This is a genomic window from Streptomyces sp. NPDC036984 (assembly GCF_055607665.1).
Window position 1 is genome coordinate 135192 of the sequence record NZ_JBVJRL010000007.1, and the last position, 26421, is coordinate 161612.

Annotated in this window: 28 protein-coding genes; 6 read left to right on the forward strand and 22 right to left on the reverse strand. The window is 71.7% G+C overall.

The window, feature by feature from the left end; genetic code table 11:
- Positions 1–10: 10 nt before the first annotated feature.
- The 5 genes from ACZ7DL_RS15875 to ACZ7DL_RS15895 all read right to left on the reverse strand — a co-directional run bounded on the left by ACZ7DL_RS15875 (position 11) and on the right by ACZ7DL_RS15895 (position 6760).
- Positions 11–580, reverse strand: coding sequence for a TetR/AcrR family transcriptional regulator (locus tag ACZ7DL_RS15875; RefSeq protein WP_470774741.1), 570 nt, complete (start codon positions 578–580; stop codon positions 11–13).
- Between the two features lie 38 nt (positions 581–618).
- The gene (locus tag ACZ7DL_RS15880) at positions 619–1338 is read right to left on the reverse strand and encodes a 2'-5' RNA ligase family protein (protein ID WP_470774742.1); all 720 of its coding nucleotides are present in this window, start codon (positions 1336–1338) and stop codon (positions 619–621) included.
- 276 nt (positions 1339–1614) lie between these two features.
- Positions 1615–3198, reverse strand: a complete 1584-nt coding sequence (locus ACZ7DL_RS15885; protein WP_470774743.1) for a TROVE domain-containing protein — start codon at positions 3196–3198, stop codon at positions 1615–1617.
- Between the two features lie 497 nt (positions 3199–3695).
- Positions 3696–5150 (reverse strand): alkaline phosphatase PhoX, encoded by a 1455-nt coding sequence (locus tag ACZ7DL_RS15890; RefSeq protein ID WP_470774744.1) that lies wholly within the window; start codon positions 5148–5150, stop codon positions 3696–3698.
- A gap of 182 nt (positions 5151–5332) precedes the next feature.
- Entirely contained in the window at positions 5333–6760 is a 1428-nt protein-coding gene (locus ACZ7DL_RS15895; protein ID WP_470774745.1) for a hypothetical protein, read from the reverse strand.
- 267 nt (positions 6761–7027) lie between these two features.
- Between ACZ7DL_RS15895 and ACZ7DL_RS15900 the strand changes: the two genes are divergently transcribed.
- Positions 7028–8863, forward strand: coding sequence for an endonuclease/exonuclease/phosphatase family protein (locus ACZ7DL_RS15900; RefSeq protein WP_470774746.1), 1836 nt, complete (start codon positions 7028–7030; stop codon positions 8861–8863).
- A 57-nt stretch (positions 8864–8920) separates the two neighbouring features.
- On the opposite strand, the gene ACZ7DL_RS15905 is transcribed toward ACZ7DL_RS15900, so the two are convergent.
- From ACZ7DL_RS15905 to ACZ7DL_RS15920, 4 genes are read right to left on the reverse strand one after another with little or no spacing between them, the layout of a single operon-like run.
- Positions 8921–9454, reverse strand: coding sequence for a DUF3618 domain-containing protein (locus ACZ7DL_RS15905; RefSeq protein WP_470774747.1), 534 nt, complete (start codon positions 9452–9454; stop codon positions 8921–8923).
- The gene (locus ACZ7DL_RS15910) at positions 9451–9870 is read right to left on the reverse strand and encodes a phage holin family protein (RefSeq protein WP_470774748.1); all 420 of its coding nucleotides are present in this window, start codon (positions 9868–9870) and stop codon (positions 9451–9453) included. Before ACZ7DL_RS15910 ends, ACZ7DL_RS15905 begins: the two co-directional genes overlap by 4 nt.
- A 52-nt stretch (positions 9871–9922) precedes the next feature.
- Entirely contained in the window at positions 9923–10618 is a 696-nt protein-coding gene (locus ACZ7DL_RS15915) for a hypothetical protein (protein WP_470774749.1), read from the reverse strand.
- Positions 10615–10764, reverse strand: coding sequence for a hypothetical protein (locus ACZ7DL_RS15920; RefSeq protein WP_470774750.1), 150 nt, complete (start codon positions 10762–10764; stop codon positions 10615–10617). The genes ACZ7DL_RS15915 and ACZ7DL_RS15920 overlap by 4 nt, the downstream gene beginning before the upstream one ends.
- A 163-nt stretch (positions 10765–10927) precedes the next feature.
- Between ACZ7DL_RS15920 and dapA the strand changes: the two genes are divergently transcribed.
- The gene (dapA, locus tag ACZ7DL_RS15925; RefSeq protein ID WP_470774751.1) at positions 10928–11827 is read left to right on the forward strand and encodes a 4-hydroxy-tetrahydrodipicolinate synthase; all 900 of its coding nucleotides are present in this window, start codon (positions 10928–10930) and stop codon (positions 11825–11827) included.
- 23 nt (positions 11828–11850) lie between these two features.
- Here dapA and ACZ7DL_RS15930 read toward each other — a convergent pair whose 3' ends face one another.
- From ACZ7DL_RS15930 to ACZ7DL_RS15990, 13 genes are all read right to left on the reverse strand, one after another.
- Positions 11851–13095 (reverse strand): WD40 repeat domain-containing protein, encoded by a 1245-nt coding sequence (locus ACZ7DL_RS15930; protein WP_470774752.1) that lies wholly within the window; start codon positions 13093–13095, stop codon positions 11851–11853.
- Positions 13092–13643, reverse strand: coding sequence for a SigE family RNA polymerase sigma factor (locus tag ACZ7DL_RS15935; protein ID WP_470774753.1), 552 nt, complete (start codon positions 13641–13643; stop codon positions 13092–13094). Before ACZ7DL_RS15935 ends, ACZ7DL_RS15930 begins: the two co-directional genes overlap by 4 nt.
- A gap of 216 nt (positions 13644–13859) precedes the next feature.
- Positions 13860–14846 carry a 2,3,4,5-tetrahydropyridine-2,6-dicarboxylate N-succinyltransferase gene (gene dapD, locus ACZ7DL_RS15940; protein WP_470774754.1) on the reverse strand — a complete coding sequence of 329 codons (987 nt, stop codon included), beginning with the start codon at positions 14844–14846 and terminating at the stop codon, positions 13860–13862.
- Positions 14847–14910: 64 nt separating this feature from the next.
- The gene (locus tag ACZ7DL_RS15945) at positions 14911–15444 is read right to left on the reverse strand and encodes a TetR/AcrR family transcriptional regulator (RefSeq protein ID WP_470774755.1); all 534 of its coding nucleotides are present in this window, start codon (positions 15442–15444) and stop codon (positions 14911–14913) included.
- A complete protein-coding gene (locus tag ACZ7DL_RS15950; RefSeq protein ID WP_470774756.1) occupies positions 15444–15767 on the reverse strand; it encodes a DMT family transporter in 324 nt (107 codons plus the stop codon). The genes ACZ7DL_RS15945 and ACZ7DL_RS15950 overlap by 1 nt, the downstream gene beginning before the upstream one ends.
- Positions 15768–15883: 116 nt before the next feature.
- Entirely contained in the window at positions 15884–16216 is a 333-nt protein-coding gene (locus ACZ7DL_RS15955) for a metal-sulfur cluster assembly factor (protein ID WP_076092463.1), read from the reverse strand.
- On the reverse strand, positions 16213–16680 hold the full coding sequence (sufU, locus tag ACZ7DL_RS15960) for a Fe-S cluster assembly sulfur transfer protein SufU (protein ID WP_470774757.1): 468 nt from the start codon (positions 16678–16680) through the stop codon (positions 16213–16215). Before sufU ends, ACZ7DL_RS15955 begins: the two co-directional genes overlap by 4 nt.
- Positions 16681–16696: 16 nt before the next feature.
- Positions 16697–17953 carry a cysteine desulfurase gene (locus ACZ7DL_RS15965; protein WP_470774758.1) on the reverse strand — a complete coding sequence of 419 codons (1257 nt, stop codon included), beginning with the start codon at positions 17951–17953 and terminating at the stop codon, positions 16697–16699.
- Positions 17950–18714, reverse strand: a complete 765-nt coding sequence (gene sufC, locus ACZ7DL_RS15970) for a Fe-S cluster assembly ATPase SufC (protein WP_356116133.1) — start codon at positions 18712–18714, stop codon at positions 17950–17952. The genes ACZ7DL_RS15965 and sufC overlap by 4 nt, the downstream gene beginning before the upstream one ends.
- 7 nt (positions 18715–18721) lie before the next feature.
- A complete protein-coding gene (locus ACZ7DL_RS15975; protein ID WP_066992152.1) occupies positions 18722–19051 on the reverse strand; it encodes a non-heme iron oxygenase ferredoxin subunit in 330 nt (109 codons plus the stop codon).
- A complete protein-coding gene (gene sufD / locus ACZ7DL_RS15980; protein ID WP_470774759.1) occupies positions 19048–20232 on the reverse strand; it encodes a Fe-S cluster assembly protein SufD in 1185 nt (394 codons plus the stop codon). Before sufD ends, ACZ7DL_RS15975 begins: the two co-directional genes overlap by 4 nt.
- A gap of 56 nt (positions 20233–20288) precedes the next feature.
- A complete protein-coding gene (gene sufB / locus ACZ7DL_RS15985; RefSeq protein ID WP_189985224.1) occupies positions 20289–21710 on the reverse strand; it encodes a Fe-S cluster assembly protein SufB in 1422 nt (473 codons plus the stop codon).
- Positions 21707–22441 carry a helix-turn-helix transcriptional regulator gene (locus ACZ7DL_RS15990; protein ID WP_470774760.1) on the reverse strand — a complete coding sequence of 245 codons (735 nt, stop codon included), beginning with the start codon at positions 22439–22441 and terminating at the stop codon, positions 21707–21709. The genes sufB and ACZ7DL_RS15990 overlap by 4 nt, the downstream gene beginning before the upstream one ends.
- A 184-nt stretch (positions 22442–22625) precedes the next feature.
- Here ACZ7DL_RS15990 and ACZ7DL_RS15995 point away from each other — a divergent pair, with 184 nt between their 5' ends.
- From ACZ7DL_RS15995 to ACZ7DL_RS16010, 4 genes are all read left to right on the forward strand, one after another.
- Positions 22626–23441 (forward strand): AAC(3) family N-acetyltransferase, encoded by an 816-nt coding sequence (locus ACZ7DL_RS15995; protein WP_470774761.1) that lies wholly within the window; start codon positions 22626–22628, stop codon positions 23439–23441.
- A gap of 31 nt (positions 23442–23472) precedes the next feature.
- Positions 23473–24396 (forward strand): ABC transporter ATP-binding protein, encoded by a 924-nt coding sequence (locus ACZ7DL_RS16000; protein ID WP_470774762.1) that lies wholly within the window; start codon positions 23473–23475, stop codon positions 24394–24396.
- Between the two features lie 180 nt (positions 24397–24576).
- Positions 24577–25350 carry an ABC transporter permease gene (locus tag ACZ7DL_RS16005; protein ID WP_470774763.1) on the forward strand — a complete coding sequence of 258 codons (774 nt, stop codon included), beginning with the start codon at positions 24577–24579 and terminating at the stop codon, positions 25348–25350.
- Positions 25351–25409: 59 nt separating this feature from the next.
- On the forward strand, positions 25410–26420 hold the full coding sequence (locus tag ACZ7DL_RS16010) for a COX15/CtaA family protein (RefSeq protein WP_470774764.1): 1011 nt from the start codon (positions 25410–25412) through the stop codon (positions 26418–26420).
- Position 26421 lies beyond the last annotated feature (1 nt).

Here is a 26421-nt window from a genome sequence, read left to right on the forward strand (position 1 = left end):
GCCCTCGTCCTCAGCCGACCCGCAGTCCCTCCAGCAGCAGTCGCAGATAACGGCGGATCTCCTCGGTCCGCCCACCCCCCAGCTCCGCCGCCGCGGCCACCCCGTGCACCAGCCGCAGCACCTCGACCGGCTGCACGTCCGGCCGCAGCGTGCCCTCCGCCTGGGCCGCCTCCACCAGCCGCACCGCGGCACCCTGGACGACGGTCCCGCACACGGTAGGCGCCGCCGCGCTGCCGTCCGTCACCGCCGAGCTGAGCAGGGCCTTCATCCCCCGCACCTGAAGGGTGCCGACGCTCAGCTCGTACAGCCACTCCCTGAGGGCCTCGCCCGGCGGGAGTTCCCCGGCCAGTTCGCCGGCCCGCGTCCCCAGCGCCTCGACCCGGTCGACGTACGCCGCCTCCAGCAGCGCCCGCCGGGTCGGGAAATGCCGGTAGAGCGTGCCCGAGCCGACGCCGGCCCGCTTGGCGATGTCGTCCAGCGAGGCGTTCTCCCCGTGCTCGGCGAACGCCTCCGCGGCCACCTTCAGCAACCGCTCGTGATTGCGCCGGGCGTCCGCGCGCATGGGCCTCACCTGCGGCATCCGGGTACTCCTCGCCAACCGGGGATCCTCCCCGTATCTTATCGAGCCTCTGTTCGCCCTTCCGGTGGCTCGTATCCGCCGGTCTCCGGGTCCGGTCCGAGCCGGCGGTCTGTCGCGCCGGTGCCCAGGGCGACCGTGGCGCGCGTCCGCATGGGGCCGTCGCCGCGGCGGGAGAGCAGCACGACGTCGGCCACGCGCGCGTGCAGCACGCCGAGCCGGGCGGCGCATTCGGCCGCGAGGACCCGCGGGGCGCGGGTGCGCCCGAGCGAGAGGTGCGGGATGTAGCGCGGGAAGCGGTCCGTGCAGTACGGGAAGGGTTCCGCCAGCGCGCACCGGAGCTCCGTCCAGGGCGCGGCGCCGGCCGCCGCGGGGTCGAGCCACACGGTGGCACAGGACCGGTGGCGGAAGGCGCGGACCCCGCTGAGCCGGATGTCGAAGGGCGCGCACTCCGCGGCCGCGGCGGCCAGCAGGGGGAGCGCCGCCGGGAAGTCCTCCTCCGGCACGAAGCCGAAGATCAGGTTCACATGGGGCGGCCAGCGGCGGATCTGCGGGTCGTGCTCGGCGCGGATGCGCTGGATGGCGGGCCAGAGTTCGGCCGGGGGCAGCCAGGCCACGGCGGTCCGGGGCGTGGGGAACGATTCGAGACGACCCGGGGCCGCGGCCGGACCGGGGACCTCGGGCGGGCCAGGGGCCTCGGGCGGGCCAGGGACCTCGGGCGGGCCGGGCTTCGGCGGGCGGGTCGTCGGCGGGTGGGGCACACCCCCATCATGGCCCCGCCCGCCCGGGCCGCACCCCTTCGGCGGTCCCGGCCGGTACAGGCCCCGGAGGCGGTCGGCCGCCCGCTCGACCGCCTGTGTCTCTTCGGCGCCTCACCATCGGCCTCTCCGTCCTCCCCTCCCGCCACCGGCACCTCCTGGTCCTGCCGCGGTAGGAGAGGGGCGTCGAGCGCGGGTCGCCCGCCGAGGGAGGCCGCGGCGGGCACGGGGTGGCCCGCACCCCGGGTGGAGTGCGGGCCAGGATCAGGGCCTCGGTGTTCAGGCCGCCCACGGCCAGTCGGCGCTCTTCGCCCGCTCCAGCAACGGCACCATCCGGAAAGCCGCGTCCGTGAGGCCGCCGAAGGTGTGCCTGTTGCCGGCGCCCGACGGACCGTGGCCCGCCCGGTGGCCCGCCAGGTTCCAGGTGTAGACCGGGATGCGGTCCGGGATCTGGTCGGTCGGGGCGCCGTGCCGGTTCGGGGCGTACTGCTCGTCGGTGACGATCAGCACCCGGTCGTGCTGCGCGTAGTGCCGGCGCACCGCCTCGGTGGTGTCGGTGCCGCCCAGGTCGCCGAAACGCTCGAGGATCCTCAGCACCGACTCGCCCGTACGGAACTCCACCTTCGCGCTGGTCGAGCCGAACTGCACGAGGTCGGCGTCCGCCGCCCGCAGCGCGAGCGCCGTGCCGAAGACCGCCGCCGCGTCGGCCCGGCTGAGCCGCGAACGATCGGACACCTGCGACCAGAACATCGAGCCCGAGCGGTCGACCAGCACCAGCGTGCGGCCCGGCAGTGCGGGCACGTTGGCCAGCGAGTGGCCGAGCGCCTGCTCCAGCGGGTAGGACCAGCGCAGCGAGGGCGCGTGCTGGTAGGCGGCCAGGTAGCGGAAGGGGAACTGCCGCGAGCGGCGCACCTCCGCCGGGTCGCCGATCTTCGCCGCGACCCGGGCGGCGACCTCGTCGCAGACCCCGGCCTCGTCGAAGTTCCGCAGGTTGCGGACCAGGGCCATCGCGCCCATGGACGGGATGACGGCCTCCCAGGCCGCCTTGTCCATGGGGCCCTGGAGCCAGCCGGCCAGCGCCTCCCAGGTGATGCCGGCCGCGGCCAGCCGCTCGGCGCCGTCGGGCGCGGTGACGACCGCCCGCCGCCGGTCGACGGGCAGCGCCATCAGCTCGCGGTGCAGGCCGAGGGCCGGCAGCGAGGCGGGCGGCACGGCGGTGTCCGGGTGGTGCCGCCGGTCCAGCGCGTACCGGAACAGGTCGCCCTGCCAGGGCTTGTCCGGGTCCGGCGCCGCGTGCACCAGGTTGAGGACGTCGCCGAAGCGGTAGCCCTTGGACGCGGTGTCGTACTTCAGCAGCGACCTGACGTGGTAGAGCCGTCGTACGGCGTCGGCGACGCCCCGCTTGACGGGCTTGGGGATCGCACGGCCGTACGTCGACGTCCAGTACGCGAGCAGCTCGCCGGGCTCGTCGGGGCGCTGGAGCACGGAGTTCACGACCTGCCGGTTCGACGGGCCGTCGGTGGCGCCGGCCGCCAGCCGTGCGTGCACGTACTCGGCGGCGCCCACGATGGATGCCGTCCGCATGTTGGCCTCGCCGCGCAGCCAGCCGAGCAGGCCGGCCGTCCAGGCGGGGTCGGTGACGGCCAGGTCGCGGACGAGGCGGGTGAACCGGTCGTCGCGCTGGTCGCCGCTCTCGTAGAAGGTCTGCTGCGAGACGAAGTTGGCGACGGCGAGCAGGAAAAGTTCCGAGCGCGGGTCGCGCTCCTGGCCTCGGCCGCCCTCGTAGGTCCGCAGGACGCGGCCGGTCGATGTCACCGCGGACGTCGGCTGCGCCTTGACGGCACGCGTGTTGAATCGCGCCATGGTGAATTCCCCCGAATTCTTTCGCATTTCGGAGGGAGGCGCAGCAAAGGGAGGGTGCCCGAGATCGGGAGTCGGCGACGGAACACATACAGCTGCTCTACCACTGAGCTACAGCACCCCGAAGGTGCTGACGGGTATCGAATCCCGCGACCGGCTGTCCAAGGAAGTAACCGCTGCCTGCGCACCGGACACCCACCGTGTGCTGCGCCTCCCGAGATCGGTTCGGCGGCGGTTCGGATTCTCTTCACAAAAGAAGTAACCGCAGCCTGCGCACCGGGAGGTGCATGAATTTTCGGTGTCCAGAGATCGAGGTCGGCGGAACCGACGTATGGTGCTCTGCCTCTGAGCTACACCGGCACGTCGAAGCCGGTGGCGGGACTCGAACCCGCGGCCTCCCCGTTATGAGCGGAAGTAGGTCCTGCCTGTCGCACCTGGACGAGGATCACTTTAGGAGAAAGGCCGCGGGACGAGCGAGCGAATTAATCACCGCGCGGAACTCAGTCGCACTTCTGCCGCTTCCAGGGGCCGGTGATGGCGAGCATGATGCCCGGGCTCTGGATGTTGGCGTACAGGGTCTTCCCGTCGGGCGAGAAGGTGACGCCGGTGAACTCGCTGTACTCCGGCGCCTCGGCGGTGCCGATGTTCAGCTCGTTGCGGGCGATCGGGTAGGTCCGGCCGCTGTCGGTCGCGCCGAACAGGTGCTGGACGCCCTCGCCGTCCTCGGCGATGACCAGGCCGCCGTACGGGGAGACGGTGATGTTGTCGGGGCCGTCGAAGGCGCCGTCCTCGGCCGGGTCCGGGTTCACCCCGAACAGCACCTTCAGCGTCAGCGTGCGGCGCTTGGGGTCGTAGAACCAGACCTGGCCGTCGTGCTGGATCGGGCTCTCCTGGCGGGCGTAGGAGGAGACGACGTAGATGCCGCCGTCGCCCCACCACATGCCCTCCAGCTTGCGGGCGCGGGTGATCTGGCCGTCGGTGAACTGCTTGCGGACCGAGACGGTCTTGGCGTCGCGGTCGGGGACGTCGACCCAGTCGACGCCGTACACGGTGCCGATCTTGGTGGCGCGGGACAGGTCGTCCACGAACCTGCCGCCGGAGTCGAAGCACTTGAACGCCTGGAGCACGCCGGCGTCGTCGGCGAGGGTGCGCAGCTTGCCGCGGCCGTGGCGGAAGCCCTCCGGCGGGGTCCAGCGGTAGAACAGGCCGTTGGGGCCGGAGGCGTCCTCGGTGAGGTAGAGGTGGCCGCGCTTGGGGTCGACGACGACGGCCTCGTGGGCATAGCGGCCCAGGGCCTTGATCGGCTTCGGGTCGCGGTTGGCCCGGCGGTCCTGCGGGTCGACCTCGAAGACGTAGCCGTGGTCCTTGGTGAAACCGTTTTTGCCGGCCTTGTCCTCGGTCTCCTCGCAGGTCAGCCAGGTGCCCCAGGGGGTGCGGCCGCCCGCGCAGTTGGTGGCGGTGCCGGCGATGCCCACCCACTCGGCGACCTCGCCGCTGCGGCGGACCTCGACCACCGTGCAGCCGCCGGCCGCCGCCGGGTCGTAGACGAGGCCCTCGATGAGCGGCACCGGGTGCGGCCACTGGGCGCGGGCGCCGGCCAGCTCGTGGTTGTTGACGAGCAGCGTGGTGCCGCGCGGGCCGGCGAAGGTGGCCGTGCCGTCGTGGTTGGACGGGGTGGACTCGCCGGACTCCAGCCTGGTCTTGCCGGTGTAGGTGATGATCTTGTACGTGAAGCCGGCCGGCAGGGCCAGGATGCCGTTCGGGTCGGCGATCAGCGGGCCGTAGCCGACACCGCGGTGGTGGCCCCCGTGCGCGGACTCGGTCTCGGCTCCCTCGTTGTCCGTGGCGGCAAGGGCGTTCGGCGCGGTGGCGAGTGCGCCGACGCTGCCCGCCAGGGCGACCCCGGCACCGGTGATCGCGGATTTTCTGGCGAAGTCCCTGCGGGTGAGCGACATGGTGTCTCCTGTGACGACGGTCGTAGTGCCGTGGAGGGTGGGGGGCCTCGGTTCGGCGCACACGCTCCCCGCCGCTTCTGAACGGGAGTTGAACACGGGGCTACCACCGGGGCGCCTGTTCCATGAATCCGTATGCGCCGGGCCATGGCCGGCAAAAGCACCGTCGTCTCAGGCGCCGGGGCTCATCCGCCCTGCTGGGACCGTGCCTTGAACGCGGCCTTCCGTGCCTCCTTGGCCACCTTCTTGTCCGGGTGCAGCCGCCCCATCGCGTCGAGCACCTCGGCGGTGGCGGGATGGTCGACCCGCCAGGCCGCCGCGAAGAACCCGCTGTGCTGCGCGGCCAGCCCCTCCACCAGGGCCTGGAGTTCCTCCGAGTTGCCCTCGGCCTGGAGCTGCGCGGCCACGGTGTCGACGGTCAGCCAGAACACCAGTTGCTGGGTCGGGGCCGGCACGCCGGCCGCGCCCCGCTCGCTCAGCCAGACCCGGGCGAGCCCGCCCAGCTCGGGGTCGTCCAGCACCTCCCGCAGCGCGGGCTCGGCTTCGGCGCCCACCAGCGACAGCGCCTGCTGGCAGCGGAGCCTGCGCAGCGGCGCCCCCGCGTCCGCGCCGCGGGCGGCAGCGAGCAACTCCCGGGCGGCGGCGAGTGGTTCGCGGCGGGCGAGCCACTGCTCGGTCTCCGCCCGGGCGGCGGACTGCCCGAACCGGGCGGTGCCGTCGAGGAGTACGTCCGCGCCCTTGTCGACGAGGTCGCCGACGGCCGGCGCCGCGAACCCGGCCTCCAGCAGCCGCGCCCGCAGCCCGTACACGCCGAGCGGAGTGAGGCGGACCATGCCGTAACGGAAGACGTCGGTGTCGTCCACGGGCGCCGCGGGCTCTTCCGCCGCGTCGGCCATGAGCGCCTCGTCCACCGGCTGGTACTCCACGAGTCCGGCCGGCTCCAGCATCCGGAACTGGTCGTCCAGCCGCATCATCGCGTCGGAGACCTGCTCCAGGACCTCGTTGGTGGGCTCGCCCATGTCGTCGGGGACGATCACGGAGGCGGCCAGGGCGGGCAGCGGGACGGGGCCCTGGCCGGGGCCGTCCTCACTGACGGTCAGCAGGTAGAGGTTGCCGAGGACACCGTCGAGGAACTCCGCCTCGGCCTGCGGATCCCAGTCGAGTGACGCGAAATCGACCTCGCCACCCTCGTCCAGCGCGTCGACCAGGTCGTCCAGGTCGGGGACGCCCGCGTCGGCGATGACGGTCTCCAGCGCGGCGAGCCACACGGTGAGCACGTCCCGCGGGGAGCCGCCGGTGAGCAGTTTCAGCTCCTCCCCCGTTCGGACGGTGCCGGCCTCCTCGTCGGCGATCTCGACCAGGCCGGCGTCGACGGCGACCCGCCATGCCTCGCCGGCGTACGCGGCGGCGTCGTCACCGGTGAGTCCGAGCAGGTCCGCGGCGGCGGGCAGCTGCTCCTCGGCCAGTCCGCCGCCGGCGTCCACGCGGGTCTCGGGCCCGGCCCAGCGGGCGAGGCGGGCGGCCCGGGAGAGCAACGGCGTGGACAGTGCGGCACGCGCCAGCTCCGCTTCGGGGTGCAGCCGCGCGGGCGGCAGGGGGGAGCTGTCTGACATCGGCTGGTTCTCCTCGGACCGTGAAACGGGCTCAGCCGCTCAGCCTAGACGGATTTCCACCCATGCCGCCCGGTTCATCTCCCCGTCAGTAGCCGTACATGGCCGAAACCTTGACAACTCCCGGCACCAGGCAGGAGATTGACGCGCGTAGAAGTTGGGGGGACAACTGTTCACTCGGCTCTACGCGTGTCACAGAGGGCTACGAGCCCCTCACACGCTCTTGTTCACCCTCGTCCCGGCGCTCACGCACGTCCCCGGAGGGATCCCTTGCCGAGCAGGTCTTCCGCGCGCCTCGCCGCGCTCACCGTCGCCGCCGTCTGTTCCGCGGCGGCAGCCGCCCAGATGGTTGTCCTCCCCACGCCCGCGCATGCCGACTCGGTGCGCATCCACGACGTTCAGGGCACCACCCGGATATCGCCGTTCGCGGGCCAGAAGGTCACCGACGTCCCGGGCATCGTCACGGCCACGCGCACGTACGGCTCCTCCAAGGGCTTCTGGGTCCAGGACCCGGCCCCGGACGACAACCCGGCCACCAGTGAGGGCGTGTTCGTCTTCACCAGCTCCGCCCCGAAGGTCGCGGTCGGCGACTCGGTGAAGGTGGCCGGCACGGTCTCCGAGTACGTCCCGGGCGGCACCTCGTCCGGCAACCAGTCGGTGACGGAGATCACCAAGCCGACGATCACCACCGTCTCCGCCGGCAACGCGGTCCCGGCGCCGGCCGTCGTCGACGAGGACGCCGTGCCGGACGCGTACGCGCCCGCCGGGGACACCGCCGCGAGCAACTCGATCAACGGCCTGCCCCTGGACCCGTCGGCGTACGCCCTGGACTACTACGAGTCCCTGGAGGGCATGAACGTCCAGGTCGAGGACGTTCGCGTGGTCACCGCGACCGACCCGTACAGCGAGCTGTGGGTGACGGTGAAGCCGCGGGAGCACCAGAGCCGCCGGGGCGGCACGGTCTACGGCTCCTACGACTCCCAGAACACCGGCCGGCTCCAGGTCCAGTCGCTGGGCTCGACCGCCGACTTCCCGAAGGCGAACGTCGGCGACACCCTCGAGGGCACCACCACCGGCCCGCTGGACTTCAACCAGTTCGGCGGCTACACCCTCGTCGCGAGCAAGCTCGGCACGCTGGACAGCGGCGGCCTGGAGCGCGAGACCACGCAGAAGCAGTCGAGCCGCGAGCTGTCGGTGGCGACGTACAACGTCGAGAACCTCGACCCGTCGGACGCCACCTTCGACAAGCACGCCTCCGCGATCGTGAACAACCTCCAGTCGCCGGACATCGTGTCCCTGGAGGAGATCCAGGACAACAACGGCGCCAAGGACGACGGCACGGTCGACGCGAACGAGACCGTGACCAAGCTGGTCGACGCGATCGTCGCGGCGGGCGGCCCGAAGTACGACTGGCGCTCCATCAACCCGGTCAACGACCAGGACGGTGGCGAGCCCGGCGGCAACATCCGCCAGGTGTTCCTGTTCAACCCGGAGCGGGTCTCCTTCGTGGACCGCGCGGGCGGCGACTCGACCACCGCGGCCGGGGTCACCAAGGTGCACGGCAAGGCCCGGCTGACGGTCTCGCCGGGGCGGATCGACCCGGCGAACGCGGCCTGGAGCAACAGCCGCAAGCCGCTCGCGGGCGAGTTCGTCTTCCGCGGCAAGACCGTCTTCGTGATCGCCAACCACCTCAACTCCAAGGGCGGCGACCAGGGTCTGGCCTCGCAGTACCAGCCGCCGATGCGCAGCTCGGAGATCCAGCGGCACGCCCAGGCGACCGCGGTGAACGCGTTCGTCAAGGACATCCTGTCCGTCCAGAAGAACGCGAACGTCATCGCGCTCGGTGACATGAACGACTTCGAGTTCTCCGGGACCACGCAGATCCTCGAGGGTGACGGCGAGCTGTGGTCGGCGATCAAGTCGCTGCCGCAGAGCGAGCGTTACACCTACGACTACCAGGGCAACCAGCAGGTCCTGGACCAGATCCTGATCAGCCCGGCGATCCGCCGCGGCTGCGACTTCGAGTACGACAGCGTGCACGTCAACTCGGAGTTCCACGACCAGATCAGTGACCACGACCCGCAGGTGCTGCGGTTCCGTCCGTGACACGGCGGCGGGGCCGGCCGGACGGACGGAGCGCCCGGCCGGCCCCGCGTCCCGTGCTCACTGCCGGCGGTCGATCCTGCGCCAGATCACGGCCGCGGCGACGACGCAGCCGCCCACCGCGCCCATGAGCAGGGCCGGCCGCGGATGCCGCTTCGCGGCGCCCACGACGGACCGGACCGGCCGCGGCACGCGCAGGTCGTGCCGCGCGGTGTCACCGGCGTGCGCCGCCCGGTGGTGCAGGGCGTGCCCGCCCTGACCGGCCCGCTCCTGCACCAGGTGCCCGGCCTTCGTCATCCGTTCCTGCGCGGTGTGGCCGGCTCGCGCGGCGCGCTCCTGGACGACGTGCCCCGCCTTGACCGCCCGGTCCTGCATCCCGTGCCCCGCCTGGGCGGCGCTCGCGCGCAGCTGGACGGTCATGGCGCCGGCCTTGTCCCTCAGGTCGCTGGCCCGGGCCCGGGCCCGGCCCTTCACATCGGCCCGTTCCGCCAGCTGGGCGACGGTGTCGCCGAGCTGGCTGCGGGTGTGTTCGATCTGCTGCCGCAGCTCGTCGGGGCCCTTGGCGCCCGAGCCGTGCGGGTTCCTGTGCGTCATCGGTGTGCCCTTTCCCTGATCGCGTCGACGTCCGCCCTGACGCTGCCGAGGGTCTCCTCGGGTGTGGGCGGGGCGGCGCGGCGCAGCTGGGCGCGGCCGGTCGCGGCCAGCAGGCCGGCCACCGCGAAGAAGACCGCGGCCACGATCAGCGCCGCCGCCCACACGGGGAGCGCCAGGGAGACGGCGGCGGTGGCCGCTCCGGCCAGGACGATCAGCCCGACGTAGCCGACGGCGCCCGCGGCGCCCAGCAGTCCGCCGCCGCGCCCGGCTCGGCGCCCCTTCTCGGCCAGCTCCTCCTTGGCGAGGGCGACCTCCTGCCGCAGGAGCCGGGAGAGCTGTTCGGTGGCCTGGCCGACGAGTTCGCCCGTGGAGGGGTGGCCGTCGGCCGCGGGCCGTGCGTGCGGGGTGACGGTCACGGTGTCCGCCTCCTTCCTGTGCGGAACATCCGGGTACCCATGCGGGGGCTCCTTAGCCCCCGCCGGCGCCGCCCGCCCCGCGTTCGCCGAGGCGGGCGAGTTGGGACTGGAACCAGTCGAGCCGCGCCTGCAACAGGGCGGCCTCGGCGACGAGTTCGGGGACTCCGAGGTCGGCGGCGGGCGTCAACTCGGCGTCCGCCGGGCTGGCCCCGCCGGCTCCGGCGATCACGAGCAGCCCCTGCCCGGCCAGCCGGGCGAACCCCGCGAGCGAGACGGACGTCCGCGCACGCGCGCACCCCGCGCAGACGGGGGCCAGGGCCCGCCAGCCCGGCCGGCCCCAGCCGGCTTCGGCCAGCGCGACGGAACCGGCGCCGCAGGTACACGGTCCGGCCGTGGCCGTGCGCACCCGCTGCCGGGCGTAGCGGAAGCCGCGCTCGAAGCGGATGTAGGCGCCGAGGACCGAGACCTCCAGCAGGACGGCCGCCCGGTGTTCGGTGGTGCAGAGCAGGGCCTCGGCGGCCGCCCGGTCGTGCACGCAGTGGAAGCCGCAGTCGCACCGGCGCGCGGGCGGGCGGTGCCGGCGGCCGTAGACGCAGGAGGCGTCGTCGAGGACGCCGTACGGCAGCGCGCCGCCGAGCGACACTCCGGTGAACCCCGCCCGGGTGCCGTCCTGGGACAGCACCGGGTGGGCGATCTTGTAGCCGGTCGGCGGCTCCGTCGGGCGTTCCGCCGGGAGCCGCAGCCTCATCGGACGGCCGGGACCTCTTCGCGGGCCGGCTCGGCCGGTTCGGCCGCTTCGGTGCGGGCGGCCTCCTCGGGCAGCCGCAGCTCCTCTTCCCGGACGAGCGGCCGCTCCTCGGCGACCCCGGTGGCCAGTGCCTTGCCGAGCTTCATGGCGCCTCCTGGGTGTCGGTGACCCTTTCGGCCATAGTGACCCATGAGGGGCCGAGTTGGACACAGGGCCTCCGGCCACACCCCCCACACATCAGCAATTCTTAGCAATACTCCGTAGGAGAATTAAGTAGAGCTTCACCGAAGCGCTGCCGAGACTACTGCCATGACGAGTACACGCAAGCCCCCTCCCTTCGGCCGCACCCTCTGCGCGATGATCACGCCGCTCACCGCGGCGGGCGCCCTGGACCTGGACGGTGCCCAGCGGCTGGCCGCGCGGCTGGTGGCCGAGGGGTGCGACGGCCTGGTCCTCAACGGCACCACCGGCGAGTCGCCCACCACCACCGACGAGGAGAAGGCGCGGCTGGTCGCGGCCGTCCGGGAGGCGGTCGGCGACCGGGCCGCGCTGGTCGCGGGCGTGGGCACGCCCGACACCCGGCACACCGTGGAGCTGGCTCTCGCCGCCGGGAAGGCGGGCGCGGACGGCGTCCTGGTGGTGACGCCGTACTACAGCAAGCCGCCCCAGGAGTCCGTGGCCGCGCACTTCCGTGAGGTCGCCGACGCGAGCGACGTGCCCGTGATGCTGTACGACATCCCGGGCCGCACCGGCACCCGGATCGAACCGGACACCATGATCCGCCTGGCGCGGCACCCGCGGATCGTGGCCGTCAAGGACTGCTCCTACGATTTCCTCGGCACCCAGAAGGTGCTGGCCCAGACGGACCTGGCCTACTACGCGGGCTGCGACGAGCACGTACTGGCGCTGTACGCGGTCGGCGCGGCGGGCTGTGTGAGCACGGTCGCCAACGCTGTACCGGCGCACGTCGCCGCGATCCTTGCCGCGTTCGACGCCGGCGACACGGCCCGGGCGACCGAGCTCCAGCTGGCGGCGATGCCGTTGATCGAGGCGATGATGGGCGCGGGCCTGCCCGGCACCGTCACCGCGAAGGCGCTGCTGGGCCGCCTCGGGCTACCCGCCGGACCGGTGCGCGCGCCGCTGCTGCCCGCCGGCCGGGAGACGGCCGACGGGCTGCTGGCGGTGTACGAGGCGCTCACCGCGGGCTGATCCGCGGCGGCCGGGGCGAGGCCTCAGCGGCGGGTGAAGACGGGCTCCCACGGCTGCCGCGGACCGGTGGGCTCAGCCGGCTCCTGGACACCACTGAGCGGTACGACCCTGTCGCTGCCGATCGTGACCAGCACGAGCCGGGGTCGGTACTCCTCCTCCAGGCTCGTCACCCGTTCCCAGGCGATGAGGTGCCTGTCGTCGGCCCAGGCGAGCAGGTGACCTCCGCGGACCTTGGTGATCTCCTTGCCCGTACGGGGATCACGGATGGAGGAGTACGACCTGCCGGGCGAGCCGGCGACCTCCTTCGTCAGGCCGAGAGCGGCGAGCCTGCCGCTCGGGGACAGCCGCGCGGGGACGTCCGACCGCAGGTGCTTCTCGTCCGCGGGCGCGGCGACCTTGTTGCCCTTGAGGTCGTAGAACCGCTGCAGGCCGTCCCGGCCGCCGATGTACTGCGCGTACACGAGCCCGCCGCTGCGGCTGAAGGCGAAGTCCGCGCGGGAGTTGGTGTTGCGGTCGGGTGCGACCCGGGTCCAGGAGCCCGTGCCGGAGGCCACGTCGAGATCGTAGAACCCCGACCGGCTCGACTGTCCGAACCGGGCCGCCCACATCCACGCGGCCCTGCCGTCGGTGGTGTGCACCTTCTCCCTGATCCGCAGATCGGGGTTCTCGCCGTACGTCGTCGCGACGAGCCTCGTGCCGTCGTACGAGAACGCGAGCCCGCCGACGCCGTGCTGGACCGGGATCCACCGCTCGACCTCCCCCGTCGCGAGGTCGAGCAGGCCGATCCGGTGCGCGGGCAGGTTCCGCTCCAGCACGGCGGCGGTCTTCATGCCGGGGGCGACGGCGACGAAGGACCAGCGGGAGTCCTTCTCGTACTTTCCGCTCCTCGGGTCGAGCAGCCAGTAGGTGCGTGCCGAGACGGCCTGGTTCTCGGTCAGCGGCTTCGACTCCGCGGTGTAGTAGGCGGCCAGCACCGCGTCCCCGGCTCCGATCAGTTCGCGCGGCGGCGACTGGTCCGGGTGGGCCCGGACATCGCCGGAGTCCAGCACCCCGGACGGCCGCACGTCGGCCCTGTGACCGGAGTCCAGCAGCGGCACCCCGACGGCGATCGCGAGCACCGCGGCGGTGGCCGCGGCGACCGAGGCCAGCCTGCGGGTACGGCGGCGCCGGCGCACCCCGAGCACCCGGTCGGCGAACCCGGCCGGTACCGGCGGCTCCCGGTCGGCCTGCTCCCGCAGCGCCTCGCGCACGAGTTCCTCCACGTTCACGGACGCACCTCCACGGGCGAGAAGTCACGGGACGGCCGCTGCGGCCGGGGATCGACCGACGCCAGCTCGGGCGCCAGCTCACGGAGCCTTGCCAGGGACCGGTGGGTGGTGGACCGTACGGTGCCCACGGTGCAGCCCAGGAGCCGGGCCACCTCGGCCTCCGGCAGGTCCTCGAAGTAGCGGAGCACCAGCACGGTGCGCTGGCGGGCGGTGAGCCGGGACAGGGCCGTCCGCAGCACCAGCCGCAGCTCGGCGGCGCCCGGGGCGTCCGGGTCGTGACCGGCCTCCGGCGGCTCGGCGACCGTGACCTCGCGTCGCCGCCACTTCAGCCGCCAGCGGCTGATCTGCTGCCGGTACAGGATCTGCCGGACGTACGCCTCCGGCTCGTCGATCCGCTGCCATCGGCCGGCCGCCTTGACCAGCGCGTTCTGCAGCAGGTCCTCGGCGGCGTGCCGGTCACCGCCGGTCAGCAGGACGGCCGTCTTCAGCAGCGCGGACGACCTGCCGGCCACGAACTCGCGGAAATTCTCCTGCGCTTCGGCATCCATCGTCACCTTCTCTTCCCCCGGGCCCCACCCGTTGTCCAGGCCCTGCACCCCTCCTGACGTGCCGACCGGCCGCCCGCTATGCCTCCCGCCCGAAGAAATTTCCGCCGGGCCCGCCGCACCCGGCGCCGGCTGCGGGTCTGGCCGCGGCCCTGCCCACATGACGAAGCGCCCCTGCGCGGACGGCGAGGGGCGCTGCGGACGCTCTGGGCGGGTGCGTCAGTTGTGGCTGTGCAGGATGTCGTTCAGGCCGCCCCAGACCGCGTTGTTCGGGCGGGCCTCGACCGTGCCGGTGACCGAGTTGCGGCGGAAGAGGATGTGGGAGGCGCCGTTCAGCTCGCGGGCCTTGACGATCTGGCCGTCGGGCATGGTGACGCGGGTGCCCGCGGTGATGTAGAGGCCGGCCTCGACCACGCACTCGTCACCGAGGGCGATGCCGACGCCCGCCTCGGCGCCGATCAGGCAGCGCTCGCCGATGGAAATGATCACGTTGCCGCCGCCGGACAGGGTGCCCATCGTGGAGGCGCCGCCGCCGATGTCCGAGCCGTCGCCGACCACGACACCCGCGGAGATCCGGCCCTCGACCATGGAGGTGCCGAGCGTCCCGGCGTTGAAGTTGACGAAGCCCTCGTGCATGACGGTGGTGCCCGCCGCGAGGTGCGCGCCCAGGCGGACCCGGTCGGCGTCGGCGATGCGCACGCCCTTCGGGGCGACGTAGTCCGTCATGCGCGGGAACTTGTCGACCGAGGTCACCTGGAGGTGCAGGCCCTCGGCGCGGGCGTTCAGCCGCACCTTCTCCAGATCGTCCACGGCGACCGGGCCGAGCGAGGTCCAGGCGACGTTGGCGAGGTGGCCGAAGATGCCGTCCAGGTTCTGGCCGTGCGGCTTGACCAGGCGGTGCGAGAGCAGGTGCAGGCGCAGGTAGACGTCGTGCGCGTCGACCGGCTTGTCGTCCAGCGAGGCGATGACCGTGCGGACCGCGACCACCTCGACGCCCCGGCGGGCGTCCGGGCCGGTCGCCGCGGTCGCGCCGCCGCCCAGCAGCTCGGCCGCCTGCTCGGCGGTCAGCCGCTCGGTGCCGGCCGGGCCCGGCTCATCGACCAGCTCGGGGGCGGGGAACCAGGTGTCGAGAACGGTGCCGTCGGAGGCGATCGTGGCGAGGCCGGCGGCGACGGCGCCGGTGGTACGGGTTGCAGACTCGGTCATGGAGGAAAACCTAACGTGGGCGGGGTGGTCAGGGCGAACCGTGTCTCACGTGCCGGGCGCGGCTTCAGGGGATCAGCCGAGCCAGCACGGCGCGCGCGTACTCCTCGTCGTAGGAACCGCCCGTGAGCAGCACCTGGAGACAGATGCCGTCCATCAGCGCGAGCAGCGCCCGCGCCGTGACCGGGTCCGTGTGCCGGGCCAGCAGCGCGGCCGTCTGTTCCGTCCACTCGCCGGCGACGGGACGCAGCGCGGGCCGGCGCAGCGCGGCCAGATACAGCTCGTACTCCAGCTCCACGCCGGTGCGCTCGCCGCCGAGCCACTCCCCCAGCGCCCCGGCGAGTTCCGCGGCGAGATCGCCCGTGCCGCCCTCCGGGAGGCACTCGGCCAGCACCCTGCCGAAGCCCTCGTTCGTCTGCCGCAGCGCGGCCACCAGCAGCTCTTCCAGGGTGGCGAAGTGGTACGTCGTGGAGCCGAGCGGTACGTCGGCCTCGGCGGCGACCGTGCGGTGACTCAGCCCGGCGATGCCGTCCCGGCCGACCACGCGGATCGCCGCGTCGATGATGCGCCGGCGCCGATCGGGGTCGTGGCGGCGGGGCATCAGTGCGTCGCCCCGCCCAGGTTCAGCACCACCACACCGACGATGATCAGCAGGATCCCCGCGACCTTGGCCAGGGTCAGCCCCTCGCCGAACAGCAGCAGGCCGAGCACGGCGATGGCTGCGGTGCCCACGCCGGACCAGATCGCGTACGCCGTGCCGATCCGGACGGTCTTCAGCGTCCTCGCGAGCAGCGCGAACGAGACGACGTACCCCAGGGCGGTCAGGAGCGAGGGCCAGAGCCGGCTGAACCCCTCGGTGTACTTCATCGCCGTCGTCGCGGCGACCTCGGCGGCGATGGCGCCGGCGAGCAACAGGTATCCCATGTGTACGAGCGTACATATGAGGCCTCCGGCCGGCCGCCGCGCCTGCCGGACGGGCTGGAGCGAGCACACGAAAGGGGCCGTGGCAGCTGGCCACGGCCCCTTTCACCGGCTCTGTGTCAGACGTTGAACCCGAGCGCCCGAAGCTGCTCGCGGCCATCGTCCGTGATCTTGTCCGGGCCCCACGGCGGCATCCAGACCCAGTTGATCCGGAGCTCGTTGACGAGGCCGTCCGTGGCGGACTTGGCCTGGTCCTCGATGACGTCCGTCAGCGGGCAGGCCGCGGAGGTGAGGGTCATGTCGACGGTCGCGATGTTCGACTCGTCGACGTGGATCCCGTAGATCAGGCCGAGGTTGACGACGTCGATACCCAGCTCGGGGTCGACCACGTCCATCAGGGCCTCCCGGAGTTCTTCCTCCGAGGCCGGCTTCATCTCAGCGGTGTCGGTCATGCCGTCTTCCTTTCGGCGTCGGCGCCACCCAGCGCCTGGGCCGTCGCGTCCTTCCACGCCATCCAGCTCAGGAGGGCGCACTTGACCCGCGCGGGGTACTTGGAGACACCGGCGAACGCGACGGCGTCCTCCAGGATGTCCTCCATCGCGTCGTCGGGCTCGATCCTGCCCTTGGACTGCATCAGCTCCAGGAAGGTCTCCTGGATCTTCCGCGCGTCGGCCAGCTCCTTGCCGACGAGGAGGTCGTTCAGCACGGAGGCCGAGGCCTGGCTGATGGAGCAGCCCTGGCCCTCGTACGAGACGTCCTCGATCCTCGTGCCGTCGTACTTCACGCGAAGGGTGATCTCGTCGCCGCACGTCGGGTTCACGTGGTGCACCTCGGCGTCGCCATCCCTCAGACCACGCCCGTGCGGGTTCTTGTAGTGGTCCAGGATGACTTCCTGGTACATGGAGTCCAGCTTCACCTTTTCAGCACGCCCTTCAGCCGAAGAAGTTCCGTACGTGCTCCAGTCCGTCGACCAGAGCGTCGATCTCGGCCGGCGTGGAGTACAGATAGAACGACGCTCGCGTGGTCGCAGGAATTCCGTAGCGCAGGCAGACGGGACGCGCGCAGTGGTGGCCGACACGGACCGCGATGCCCTGCTCGTCGAGGACCTGGCCCACGTCGTGCGGGTGGATGTCGCCCAGCGTGAAGGAGATCGCCGCGCCCCGGTCCTCGGCCGTCGTCGGGCCGATGATCCGCAGGTCCGGGACCTCGGCCAGGCGCTTCACCGCGTACTCCGTCAGCGCGTGCTCATGGGCGAGGATCTTGTCCATGCCGATCGACTGGAGGTAGTCGATGGCCGCGCCGAGACCGACCGCCTGCGCGATCGGGGGCGTGCCCGCCTCGAACTTGTGCGGTGCCGGGGCGTACGTGGACGAGTGCATCGAGACCGTCTCGATCATCTCGCCGCCGCCGAGGAACGGAGGCAGGTCCTCCAGCAGCTCCTGGCGGCCCCAGAGCACGCCGATACCCGTCGGGCCGCACATCTTGTGGCCGGTGAAGGCCACGAAGTCGGCCTGGAGGGCCTGCACGTCCATCGGCATGTGGGGCGCCGCCTGGGAGGCGTCGATGCAGACGAGAGCACCGACCTCCTGGGCACGGCGGATGATCGTCTCGACCGGGTTGACCGTGCCCAGGATGTTCGACACCAGCACGAAGGAGACGATCTTCGTCTTCTCGGTGATGATCTCGTCGATGTTGGACAGGTCCAGACGGCCGTCGTCGGTCAGGCCGAACCACTTCAGCTTCGCGCCCGTGCGCTGCGACAGCAGCTGCCACGGCACGATGTTGGAGTGGTGCTCCATCTCCGTGATGACGATCTCGGTCTCGTGGTCCACCCGGTAGGGCTCGTCGGCCCAGCCCAGCATGTTCGCCACGAGGTTCAGCGACTCGGAGGCGTTCTTGGTGAAGATCACCTCGTCGCGGCTCGGCGCGTTGATGAACGCGGCGACCTTGTCGCGCGCGCCCTCGTACAGCGCCGTGGCCTCCTCGGCGAGCACATGCACACCGCGGTGGACGTTGGCGTTGTGCTGTTCGTAGTACTCGGAGAGCACGTCGAGCACCTGGCGCGGGGTCTGCGAGGTCGCCGCGTTGTCCAGGTACACGAGCTTCTTGCCGTCGTGGATCAGGCGGTCAAGGACGGGGAAATCCTTGCGGATCGCCTCGGTGTCGAGGAGGCCCGGCAGCTGTGTCACGCGGATGCGCCACCCTTCGTGTATGCCTCGTAGCCCTCGTCCTCCAGCTTGTCGGCGAGCTCGGCACCGCCGGACTCCACGATCCGGCCGGCGGAGAAGACGTGGACGAAGTCGGGCTTGATGTAGCGCAGGATGCGCGTGTAGTGCGTGATCAGCAGGGTGCCGACCTCGCCGGTCTCGCGGACGCGGTTGACGCCCTCGGAGACGATGCGGAGAGCGTCGACGTCCAGACCGGAGTCGGTCTCGTCCAGGATCGCGACCTTCGGCTTGAGCAGCTCCAGCTGAAGGATCTCGTGGCGCTTCTTCTCACCGCCGGAGAAGCCCTCGTTGACGTTGCGCTCGGCGAAGGACGGGTCCATGTTGAGGCGCTCCATGGCCTCCTTGACCTCCTTCACCCAGGTGCGCAGCTTGGGGGCCTCGCCGCGGATGGCGGTGGCGGAGGTGCGCAGGAAGTTGGAGACCGAGACGCCGGGGACCTCGACCGGGTACTGCATCGCCAGGAACAGGCCCGCGCGGGCGCGCTCGTCGACGGACATCTCCAGGACGTCCTCGCCGTCGAGCAGCACGGTGCCGCTGGTGATCGTGTACTTCGGGTGACCCGCGAGCGAGTAGGCGAGGGTCGACTTGCCCGAGCCGTTGGGGCCCATGATGGCGTGCGTCTCGCCCTGCTTCACGGTGAGGTCGACGCCCTTGAGGATCTCCTTCGTGGCGTTGTCGGCCTCGACGGTGACGTGCAGGTCTCGGATTTCAAGCGTTGCCATGGGTGCCTCAGGACTCCTGGGTGAGGGAGACGAGCACGTCGTCCCCTTCGATCTTTACGGGGTATACGGGGACGGGGCGCGTCGCGGGGAGGCCGGACGGCTTGCCGGTGCGCAGGTCGAAGGCGGAGCCGTGCAGCCAGCATTCGATCTGGCAGTCCTCCACCTCGCCCTCGGAGAGGGAGACGTTCGCGTGGGAGCAGATGTCGTGGATGGCGAACACCTCGCCCTCGGTCTTGACGACCGAGACCGGCGTGCCGTCGAGTTCCACCCGCTTCGGGGTGTCCTCCTCCAGCTCGCTCAGCCCGCAGGCGCGCAGGAACGTCGACGAGGCAGTCATGCGACCGACGCCTCCAGCTCTTCATCGATCTTGGCGAGCAGGCGCTCCTCGATGTCGGCGACGCCGATCTGCTGGACCAGCTCGGCGAAGAAGCCGCGGACCACCAGGCGGCGGGCCTCGTGCTCCGGGATACCGCGGGCCATCAGGTAGAAGAGCTGCTCGTCGTCGAAGCGGCCGGTGGCGGAGGCGTGGCCGGCGCCGACGATCTCGCCGGTCTCGATCTCCAGGTTCGGCACCGAGTCGACGCGCGCGCCGTCCGTGAGGACCAGGTTGCGGTTCATCTCGTAGGTGTCCGTGCCCTCGGCCTCGGCCTCGATGAGCACGTCACCGATCCAGACCGCATGCGCGTTGTCGCCCTGGAGCGCGCCCTTGTACACGACGTTCGACTTGCAGTGCGGGGTGTTGTGGGTGACCAGCAGGCGGTGCTCCTGGTGCTGCCCGGCGTCGGTGAAGTACAGGCCGAACAGTTCGGCCTCGCCGCCGGGGCCGGCGTACTCCACCCGCGGGTGCAGGCGGACCACGTCGCCGCCGAAGGTCACGACCACCGACTTGAAGGAGGCGTCCCGGCCGACCAGCGCGTTGTGCTGGGCGACGTGGACGGCCTTGTCGGCCCAGTCCTGGACGGAGACGACGGTCAGCTTGGCGCCGTCGCCCAGGACGTAGTCGACGTTGGCGGCGAGCACCGCGTCACCGGTGTGGTCGATGACCACGACGGCCTCGGCGAAGGCGCCCAGCTCGATCACCTGGTGGGCGAAGGAGGTGCCCCCCTGGCCGTGCACCGCGATGCGGATCGGCTCGGTGAGGACGGTCTCCTTCGGGACGGTCACGACCGAGGCCTTCTCGAAGGCGGAGTACGCCTGGGCGGCGATGCGGTCCACCGGGGTGCCCGCCTTGCCGAGCCGCGCGTCGTCGCGGCCGACGGTCTCGACGGTGACGCCCTCGGGGGCCTGCACCTCCACCTTCACGCCGTCGCCGTTCGCTGCTGCGGTGCCGTCGTGCAGCCCGCGCAGGCGCTCCAGCGGGGTGAACCGCCACTCCTCCTCGCGGCCGTGCGGGACCGGGAAGTCCGCGACGTCGAAGGACGGGGGCGCGCTCATGCGCGAGACGACGGTCGACTCCGCGGCGACCGCGATCGAGCCCGCGGTGGTGGAACCCACGGGGATGTTCTGGGCCTCAGCCATGGCTGTCGTAGTGCTCTCTTTCCTGAGTAAGACGTCTGCTGGCGATGGGGGCGGTCTTAACCGACCGCGCCCTCCATCTGCAGCTCGATCAGCCGGTTGAGCTCCAGCGCGTACTCCATGGGCAGCTCCTTGGCGATCGGCTCGACGAAGCCGCGCACGATCATCGCCATCGCCTCGTCCTCGGAGAGGCCGCGGCTCATCAGGTAGAAGAGCTGGTCCTCGGAGACCTTGGAGACGGTGGCCTCGTGACCCATGGAGACGTCGTCCTCGCGGACGTCGACGTACGGGTACGTGTCCGAGCGGGAGATGGTGTCGACCAGCAGCGCGTCGCACAGGACGTTGGACTTCGAGCCGGCGGCACCCTCACCGATCTCGATCAGACCGCGGTAGGAGGTGCGGCCACCGCCGCGCGCGACCGACTTCGAGACGATGTTGGACGACGTGTTCGGCGCCATGTGGACCATCTTGGCGCCCGCGTCCTGGTGCTGGCCCTCGCCCGCGAAGGCGATGGAGAGGGTCTCGCCCTTGGCGTGCTCGCCCATCAGGTAGACGGCCGGGTACTTCATCGTCACCTTGGAGCCGATGTTGCCGTCGACCCACTCCATGGTCGCGCCCTCGTAGGCCACGGCGCGCTTGGTGACCAGGTTGTAGACGTTGTTCGACCAGTTCTGGATGGTCGTGTAGCGGCAGCGGGCGTTCTTCTTGACGATGATCTCGACGACCGCGGAGTGCAGCGAGTCCGACTTGTAGATCGGCGCCGTGCAGCCCTCGACGTAGTGCACGTAGGCACCCTCGTCGACGATGATCAGGGTCCGCTCGAACTGGCCCATGTTCTCCGTGTTGATGCGGAAGTAGGCCTGGAGCGGGATCTCGACGTGCACGCCCTTCGGCACGTAGATGAAGGAGCCGCCGGACCACACGGCGGTGTTCAGCGCGGCGAACTTGTTGTCACCGGCCGGGATCACCGTGCCGAAGTACTCCTTGAAGAGCTCCGGGTGCTCCTTCAGGGCGGTGTCGGTGTCGAGGAAGATGACGCCCTGCTCCTCCAGGTCCTCGCGGATCTGGTGGTAGACGACCTCCGACTCGTACTGGGCGGCGACACCGGCGACCAGGCGCTGCTTCTCGGCCTCCGGGATGCCCAGCTTGTCGTAGGTGTTCTTGATGTCCTCGGGCAGGTCCTCCCAGGACTCCGCCTGCTTCTCCGTGGAGCGCACGAAGTACTTGATGTTGTCGAAGTCGATACCCGAGAGGTCGGAGCCCCAGTTCGGCATCGGCTTCTTCTCGAAGAGCTTCAGGCCCTTCAGGCGCAGCTTGGTCATCCACTCCGGCTCGGACTTCTTGTCCGAGATGTCGCGGACGACGTCCTCGTTCAGGCCGCGCCTGGCTGAGGCACCGGCCACGTCCGAGTCGGCCCAGCCGTATTCGTACTTGCCCAGACCCTCCAGTTCGGGGTGGGCAGTCTCCGTGGGGAGAGTCATGCGGGGTTCCTCCCGGCCGTGCTTGCAGGTGCGTCAGTGGAAATCTTGGGGATGAACGTCGTGCAGACGCCGTCGCCGTGCGCGATGGTCGCCAGTCGCTGGACATGGGTACCCAGCAGCTCGGCGAAGATCTCCGTCTCCGCCTCGCACAGCTGCGGGAACTGCTCCGCGACGTGGGCGACCGGGCAGTGGTGCTGGCAGAGCTGCTCGCCGACCGGTGCGCTGCGCGCCGTAGCAGCGTACCCGTCGACGCTCAGGGCCTTGGCCAGCGCTTCGGCGCGCTTGTCCGGGGTCACGGCCTCGATCGCCTTGCGGTACGCGCTCGCCTGGGCGGCGATCCGGGCGCGGGCGAAGGCGGCGACCGCCTCGGGACCGCCTCCCTGCTCGGCGATCCAGCGGAGCGCGTCCGCGGCGAGCTTGTCGTACGACTGGTCGAAGGCGTCCCGGCCGCAGTCGGTGAGGGCGAAGACCTTCGCGGGGCGGCCACGCGTGCGCGTGCCGTACACGCGCTGCTCGCGCGGCTCCACGACGTCGTCGGCCACCAGTGCGTCCAGGTGACGCCGGACGGCCGCCTGGGTCAGTCCCAGCCGGCCCGCGAGTTCGGCGACGGTCGAAGGCCCGTGATCCAGGATGGACCGAGCGACCCGGTTGCGCGTCGAGCGCTCACCGGTCGCTAGCTCCTCCTGAGGGGCCCCCGTGGGGGTCTCCCGAGCCTCGCCGACGTTTTTCACAACGCCATTGTTGCGTAATTCCGCGGAGCCTGACAAGCGCCGTCCGGATCATCGGGTGGTGCCCTGCGTCACTTAGGTATACCTAATCTGACCTGCGGAAACGATCTTCTGATCGATCATTCCGGGACCGGTCCGAGGTCAATCCGGTGGCGTCCAGAGGCCCTGTCCGGAAGACTCCCGGACCATGGTTGCACCCCCTCCGACCGGCCCTCTTGTCACTCGGGACACCCTCGCCGCACAGCTGCGCCTGCTCGGTGCCGAGACCGGCGAGATCCTCCTCGTCCACTCCTCGCTGAGTTCCCTCGGCTGGGTCAACGGAGGCGCGGTCGCCGTCGTCCAGGGGCTCCTGGACGCCCTCGGCCCGTCCGGCACGCTCGTCGTCCCCACCCAGACCGGCGACCAGTCCGATCCGGCCGTGTGGGGCAACCCGCCGGTGCCCGAGGAGTGGTGGGACCGGATACGGGCCACCATGCCGCCGTACGACCCCCTGATCACGCCCAGCCTCGGGGTCGGCGTGGTCCCGGAGACCGTACGGACCTGGCCGGGCGCCCTGCGCAGTGCGCACCCGCAGACCTCCTTCGCGGCGCTCGGCCCGCGCGCGCGGGAGATCACCGACGGCCACGCGCCCGACTGCCGGCTCGGCGAGCGGAGCCCCCTGGGCCGGCTGGAGAAGCTGGGCGCCCGGGTGCTGCTGCTCGGCGCCGGCTATACCGCGTGCACCGCGTTCCACCTGGCCGAGTACCGGATACCGGCGCCGCGCGTGCGGGTCGGCCGGCCGGCTCCCGGCGGCGGCTGGGAGACGGTGAGCGAGGTGTCGATCACCTCGGACCGGTTCGACGAGCTGGGCCACGACTTCGAGCGGGACCGGCCCGTCGTACGCGGCAAGGTGGGCGCGGCGGAGGCACGGCTGTTCCCGCTGGCGGACGCCGTCGCCTACGCCGAGCGGTGGCTGCCGCTGCACCGGCCCCGTGCGGAGGACTTCCCCCACCCGGCCGCCTGAGCGGCGGCCGGTCTCCCTAGACTCTGGAACCATGCGAAGTGAGCCCGTGGTCCAGGTCCAGGCCCTGGTGAAGCGGTACGGCACGAAGACCGCGGTGGACGGCCTCGACCTGGCGGCCCAGGCGGGCGTGACCGCCGTACTCGGCCCCAACGGGGCGGGGAAGACGACCACGGTCGAGACCTGCGAGGGGTACCGGAAGCCGGATTCCGGCGCGGTGCGCGTCCTGGGCCTCGACCCCGTACGGCAGTCCGCCGAGCTGCGGCCGCGCATCGGTGTGATGCTCCAGTCCGGGGGCGTGTACTCGGGCGCCCGCGCCGACGAGATGCTGCGGCACATCGCCAGGCTGCACGCGCACCCGCTGGACGTCGACGCCCTCATCGAACGCCTCGGTCTCGGCTCCTGCGGCCGGACGAGTTACCGCCGGCTCTCCGGCGGCCAGCAGCAGCGGCTCGCGCTGGCCATGGCCGTCGTGGGCCGCCCGGAGCTGGTCTTCCTGGACGAGCCGACCGCCGGCCTCGACCCGCAGGCCCGCCGGGCCACCTGGGACCTGGTGCGGGACCTGCGCGCCGACGGCGTCTCGGTGATCCTCACCACCCACCACATGGACGAGGCCGAGCAGCTCGCCGACGACGTGGCGATCATCGACGGCGGCCGGGTCATCGCCCAGGGCTCCCCCGAGGAGCTGTGCAAGGGCGGCGCCGAGAACACGCTGCGCTTCACCGGCCGCCCCGGCCTCGACGTCGGCTCCCTGCTCAAGGCGCTCCCGGCCGACTGCACGGCCGCCGAGCTGACCCCGGGCGCCTACCGGGTCGGCGGCAAGGTCGACCCCCAGCTGCTGGCCACGGTGACCTCGTGGTGCGCCCAGCACGGGGTGATGCCGGACCGGATCTCGGTGGAGCGGCACACCCTGGAAGACGTTTTTCTGGAGCTGACGGGCAAGGAGTTGCGCTCATGATTCCGGCACGCACACGGACCGGCCGGGGGCCCGGGGGTTGCCCCCCGGAAAGACACAGCCTGGAGCTGACCGGCAAGGAGTTGCGCTCATGATTCCGGCACGCACGCGGACCGGCCGGGGGCCCGGGGGTTGCCCCCCGGAAAGACACAGCCTGGAGCTGACCGGCAAGGAGCTGCGCTCATGACCACCGCGTCGGGCACCTACACCCCCAAGCCGGGTGCGGCCCCCCTCCCCCGCATGATCGCGGCGCAGGCGGTGCTGGAGACGAAGATGCTGCTGCGCAACGGCGAGCAGCTGCTGCTGACGGTCGTCATCCCGACCTTGCTGCTGGTGCTCTTCGGCTCGGTCGACATCGTGGACACCGGCAAGGGCAAGGCGGTCGACTTCCTCGCCCCCGGCATCCTGGCCCTGGCCGTGATGTCGACGGCGTTCACCGGCCAGGCCATCGCGACGGGTTTCGAGCGCCGCTACGGCGTCCTGAAGCGGCTCGCCTCCTCCCCGCTTCCCCGCTGGGGCCTGATGACCGCGAAGACGGCGTCCGTGCTGGTCACCGAGGTCCTCCAGGTCGTCCTCCTGACCGTCATCGCCTTCGCGCTGGGCTGGTCCCCGCACGGCAACCCCGCCGCCGTCCTGCTGCTGCTCATCGTCGGCACGGCCGCCTTCTCCGGGCTCGGCCTGCTGATGGCGGGCACGCTGAAGGCGGAGGCGACGCTGGCCGCCGCCAACCTGGTCTTCCTGCTGCTGCTCGTGGGCGGCGGAGTGATCGTGCCGCTGGAGAAGTTCGGCACGGCCGGGGAGCACGCCCTCGGTCTGCTGCCGATCGCGGCGCTCTCCGACGGCCTGCGGGACGTGCTCCAGCACGGCGCCGGCATGCCCTGGGGCGACCTGGGCGTTCTGGCCGTCTGGGCGGTGGCCGGCCTGGCCGCGGCCGGGAAGTTCTTCCGCTGGGAGTGAGCGGTGTGACGCGCGCCGGGGGTGCCCCTCGTGAACGCGTGCACAAGCGGCGGCCTACGATGGGGGGCGTGCCAAAGCTGAACCGCGCCGACGCCGTAGCGGCCCTGCGCAACCCGCTCGCCTTCATCGCCGACCGCTGGACCCCGGATTCCCGGACCGTCCGACGGGCGGCGCTCGCCGCGCTCGTGATGTCGGTGGTCATCGTCGTGACCGGCGGCGCCGTCCGCCTGACCGGCTCGGGCCTCGGCTGTCCGACCTGGCCCACCTGCACCGACGAGTCGCTGACCACCACCCGGGCCATGGGCGTCCACGGGGTGATCGAGTTCGGCAACCGCATGCTGACGTACGTGCTGTGCGCGGCCGTCGGCTGGGCGATCATCGCGGCGCGCACCCAGAAGCTGTGGCGGCGCTCACTGACCCGGCTGGGCTGGGCCCAGTTCTGGGTGGTCATGAGCAACGCGGTGCTCGGCGGCATCGTCGTCCTGGTCGGTCTCAACCCGTACACGGTCGCCGCGCACTTCCTGCTCTCCTCGGCCCTGATCGCCGTCGCCACGGTGATGTGGCAGCGCACGCGGGAGGGCGACGGGGCGCCGCGTCCGCTGGTCGGCAAGGCCGTACAGCAGCTGGTGTGGTTCCTGGTGGCCGCGTCCGTGCTGCTCATCGCGGTCGGCACGGTGGTGACCGGGGCCGGGCCGCACGCCGGTGACTCCAGCGAGGTGGATCGCATCCCGATCGACTGGGAGACGGTCGCCAAGCTGCACGCGGTGCTCGCCTGGATCGTCGTCACGCTGACGTTCGCCCTGTGGTTCGTCCTGAAGGCGGTCGACGCACCGCAGGGGCCGCTGGCCCGCACGCGCGACCTCTTCCTGATCCTGCTCGCGCAGGGCGTGCTCGGTTACGTGCAGTACTTCACGCATCTGCCCGAGGTCCTGGTGGCCCTGCACATGCTGGGCTCGTGCCTGGTGTGGATCGGGGTGCTCCGCGTCCTGCTGTCGCTGCGGGAACGCCCGGAGGCCGCCCTGGACCTGCCGGGCCCCTCGGCCGAGGTGACGGTCGGCACGCGCGCGTGAG

What these genes read in the sequence shown, in the direction of transcription:
- ACZ7DL_RS15875 (WP_470774741.1), bottom strand. Translation starts at nt 580, where the DNA reads ATGCCGCAGGTGAGGCCCATGCGCGCGGACGCCCGGCGCAATCACGAG.
- ACZ7DL_RS15885 (WP_470774743.1), bottom strand. Translation starts at nt 3,198, where the DNA reads ATGGCGCGATTCAACACGCGTGCCGTCAAGGCGCAGCCGACGTCCGCG.
- ACZ7DL_RS15890 (WP_470774744.1), bottom strand. Translation starts at nt 5,150, where the DNA reads ATGTCGCTCACCCGCAGGGACTTCGCCAGAAAATCCGCGATCACCGGT.
- ACZ7DL_RS15895 (WP_470774745.1), bottom strand. Translation starts at nt 6,760, where the DNA reads ATGTCAGACAGCTCCCCCCTGCCGCCCGCGCGGCTGCACCCCGAAGCG.
- ACZ7DL_RS15905 (WP_470774747.1), bottom strand. Translation starts at nt 9,454, where the DNA reads ATGACGCACAGGAACCCGCACGGCTCGGGCGCCAAGGGCCCCGACGAG.
- ACZ7DL_RS15915 (WP_470774749.1), bottom strand. Translation starts at nt 10,618, where the DNA reads ATGAGGCTGCGGCTCCCGGCGGAACGCCCGACGGAGCCGCCGACCGGC.
- ACZ7DL_RS15920 (WP_470774750.1), bottom strand. Translation starts at nt 10,764, where the DNA reads ATGAAGCTCGGCAAGGCACTGGCCACCGGGGTCGCCGAGGAGCGGCCG.
- dapA (WP_470774751.1), top strand. Translation starts at nt 10,928, where the DNA reads ATGACGAGTACACGCAAGCCCCCTCCCTTCGGCCGCACCCTCTGCGCG.
- ACZ7DL_RS15935 (WP_470774753.1), bottom strand. Translation starts at nt 13,643, where the DNA reads ATGGATGCCGAAGCGCAGGAGAATTTCCGCGAGTTCGTGGCCGGCAGG.
- dapD (WP_470774754.1), bottom strand. Translation starts at nt 14,846, where the DNA reads ATGACCGAGTCTGCAACCCGTACCACCGGCGCCGTCGCCGCCGGCCTC.
- ACZ7DL_RS15945 (WP_470774755.1), bottom strand. Translation starts at nt 15,444, where the DNA reads ATGCCCCGCCGCCACGACCCCGATCGGCGCCGGCGCATCATCGACGCG.
- ACZ7DL_RS15950 (WP_470774756.1), bottom strand. Translation starts at nt 15,767, where the DNA reads ATGGGATACCTGTTGCTCGCCGGCGCCATCGCCGCCGAGGTCGCCGCG.
- ACZ7DL_RS15955 (WP_076092463.1), bottom strand. Translation starts at nt 16,216, where the DNA reads ATGACCGACACCGCTGAGATGAAGCCGGCCTCGGAGGAAGAACTCCGG.
- sufC (WP_356116133.1), bottom strand. Translation starts at nt 18,714, where the DNA reads ATGGCAACGCTTGAAATCCGAGACCTGCACGTCACCGTCGAGGCCGAC.
- ACZ7DL_RS15975 (WP_066992152.1), bottom strand. Translation starts at nt 19,051, where the DNA reads ATGACTGCCTCGTCGACGTTCCTGCGCGCCTGCGGGCTGAGCGAGCTG.
- sufD (WP_470774759.1), bottom strand. Translation starts at nt 20,232, where the DNA reads ATGGCTGAGGCCCAGAACATCCCCGTGGGTTCCACCACCGCGGGCTCG.
- sufB (WP_189985224.1), bottom strand. Translation starts at nt 21,710, where the DNA reads ATGACTCTCCCCACGGAGACTGCCCACCCCGAACTGGAGGGTCTGGGC.
- ACZ7DL_RS15995 (WP_470774761.1), top strand. Translation starts at nt 22,626, where the DNA reads ATGGTTGCACCCCCTCCGACCGGCCCTCTTGTCACTCGGGACACCCTC.
- ACZ7DL_RS16000 (WP_470774762.1), top strand. Translation starts at nt 23,473, where the DNA reads ATGCGAAGTGAGCCCGTGGTCCAGGTCCAGGCCCTGGTGAAGCGGTAC.
- ACZ7DL_RS16005 (WP_470774763.1), top strand. Translation starts at nt 24,577, where the DNA reads ATGACCACCGCGTCGGGCACCTACACCCCCAAGCCGGGTGCGGCCCCC.
- ACZ7DL_RS16010 (WP_470774764.1), top strand. Translation starts at nt 25,410, where the DNA reads ATGGGGGGCGTGCCAAAGCTGAACCGCGCCGACGCCGTAGCGGCCCTG.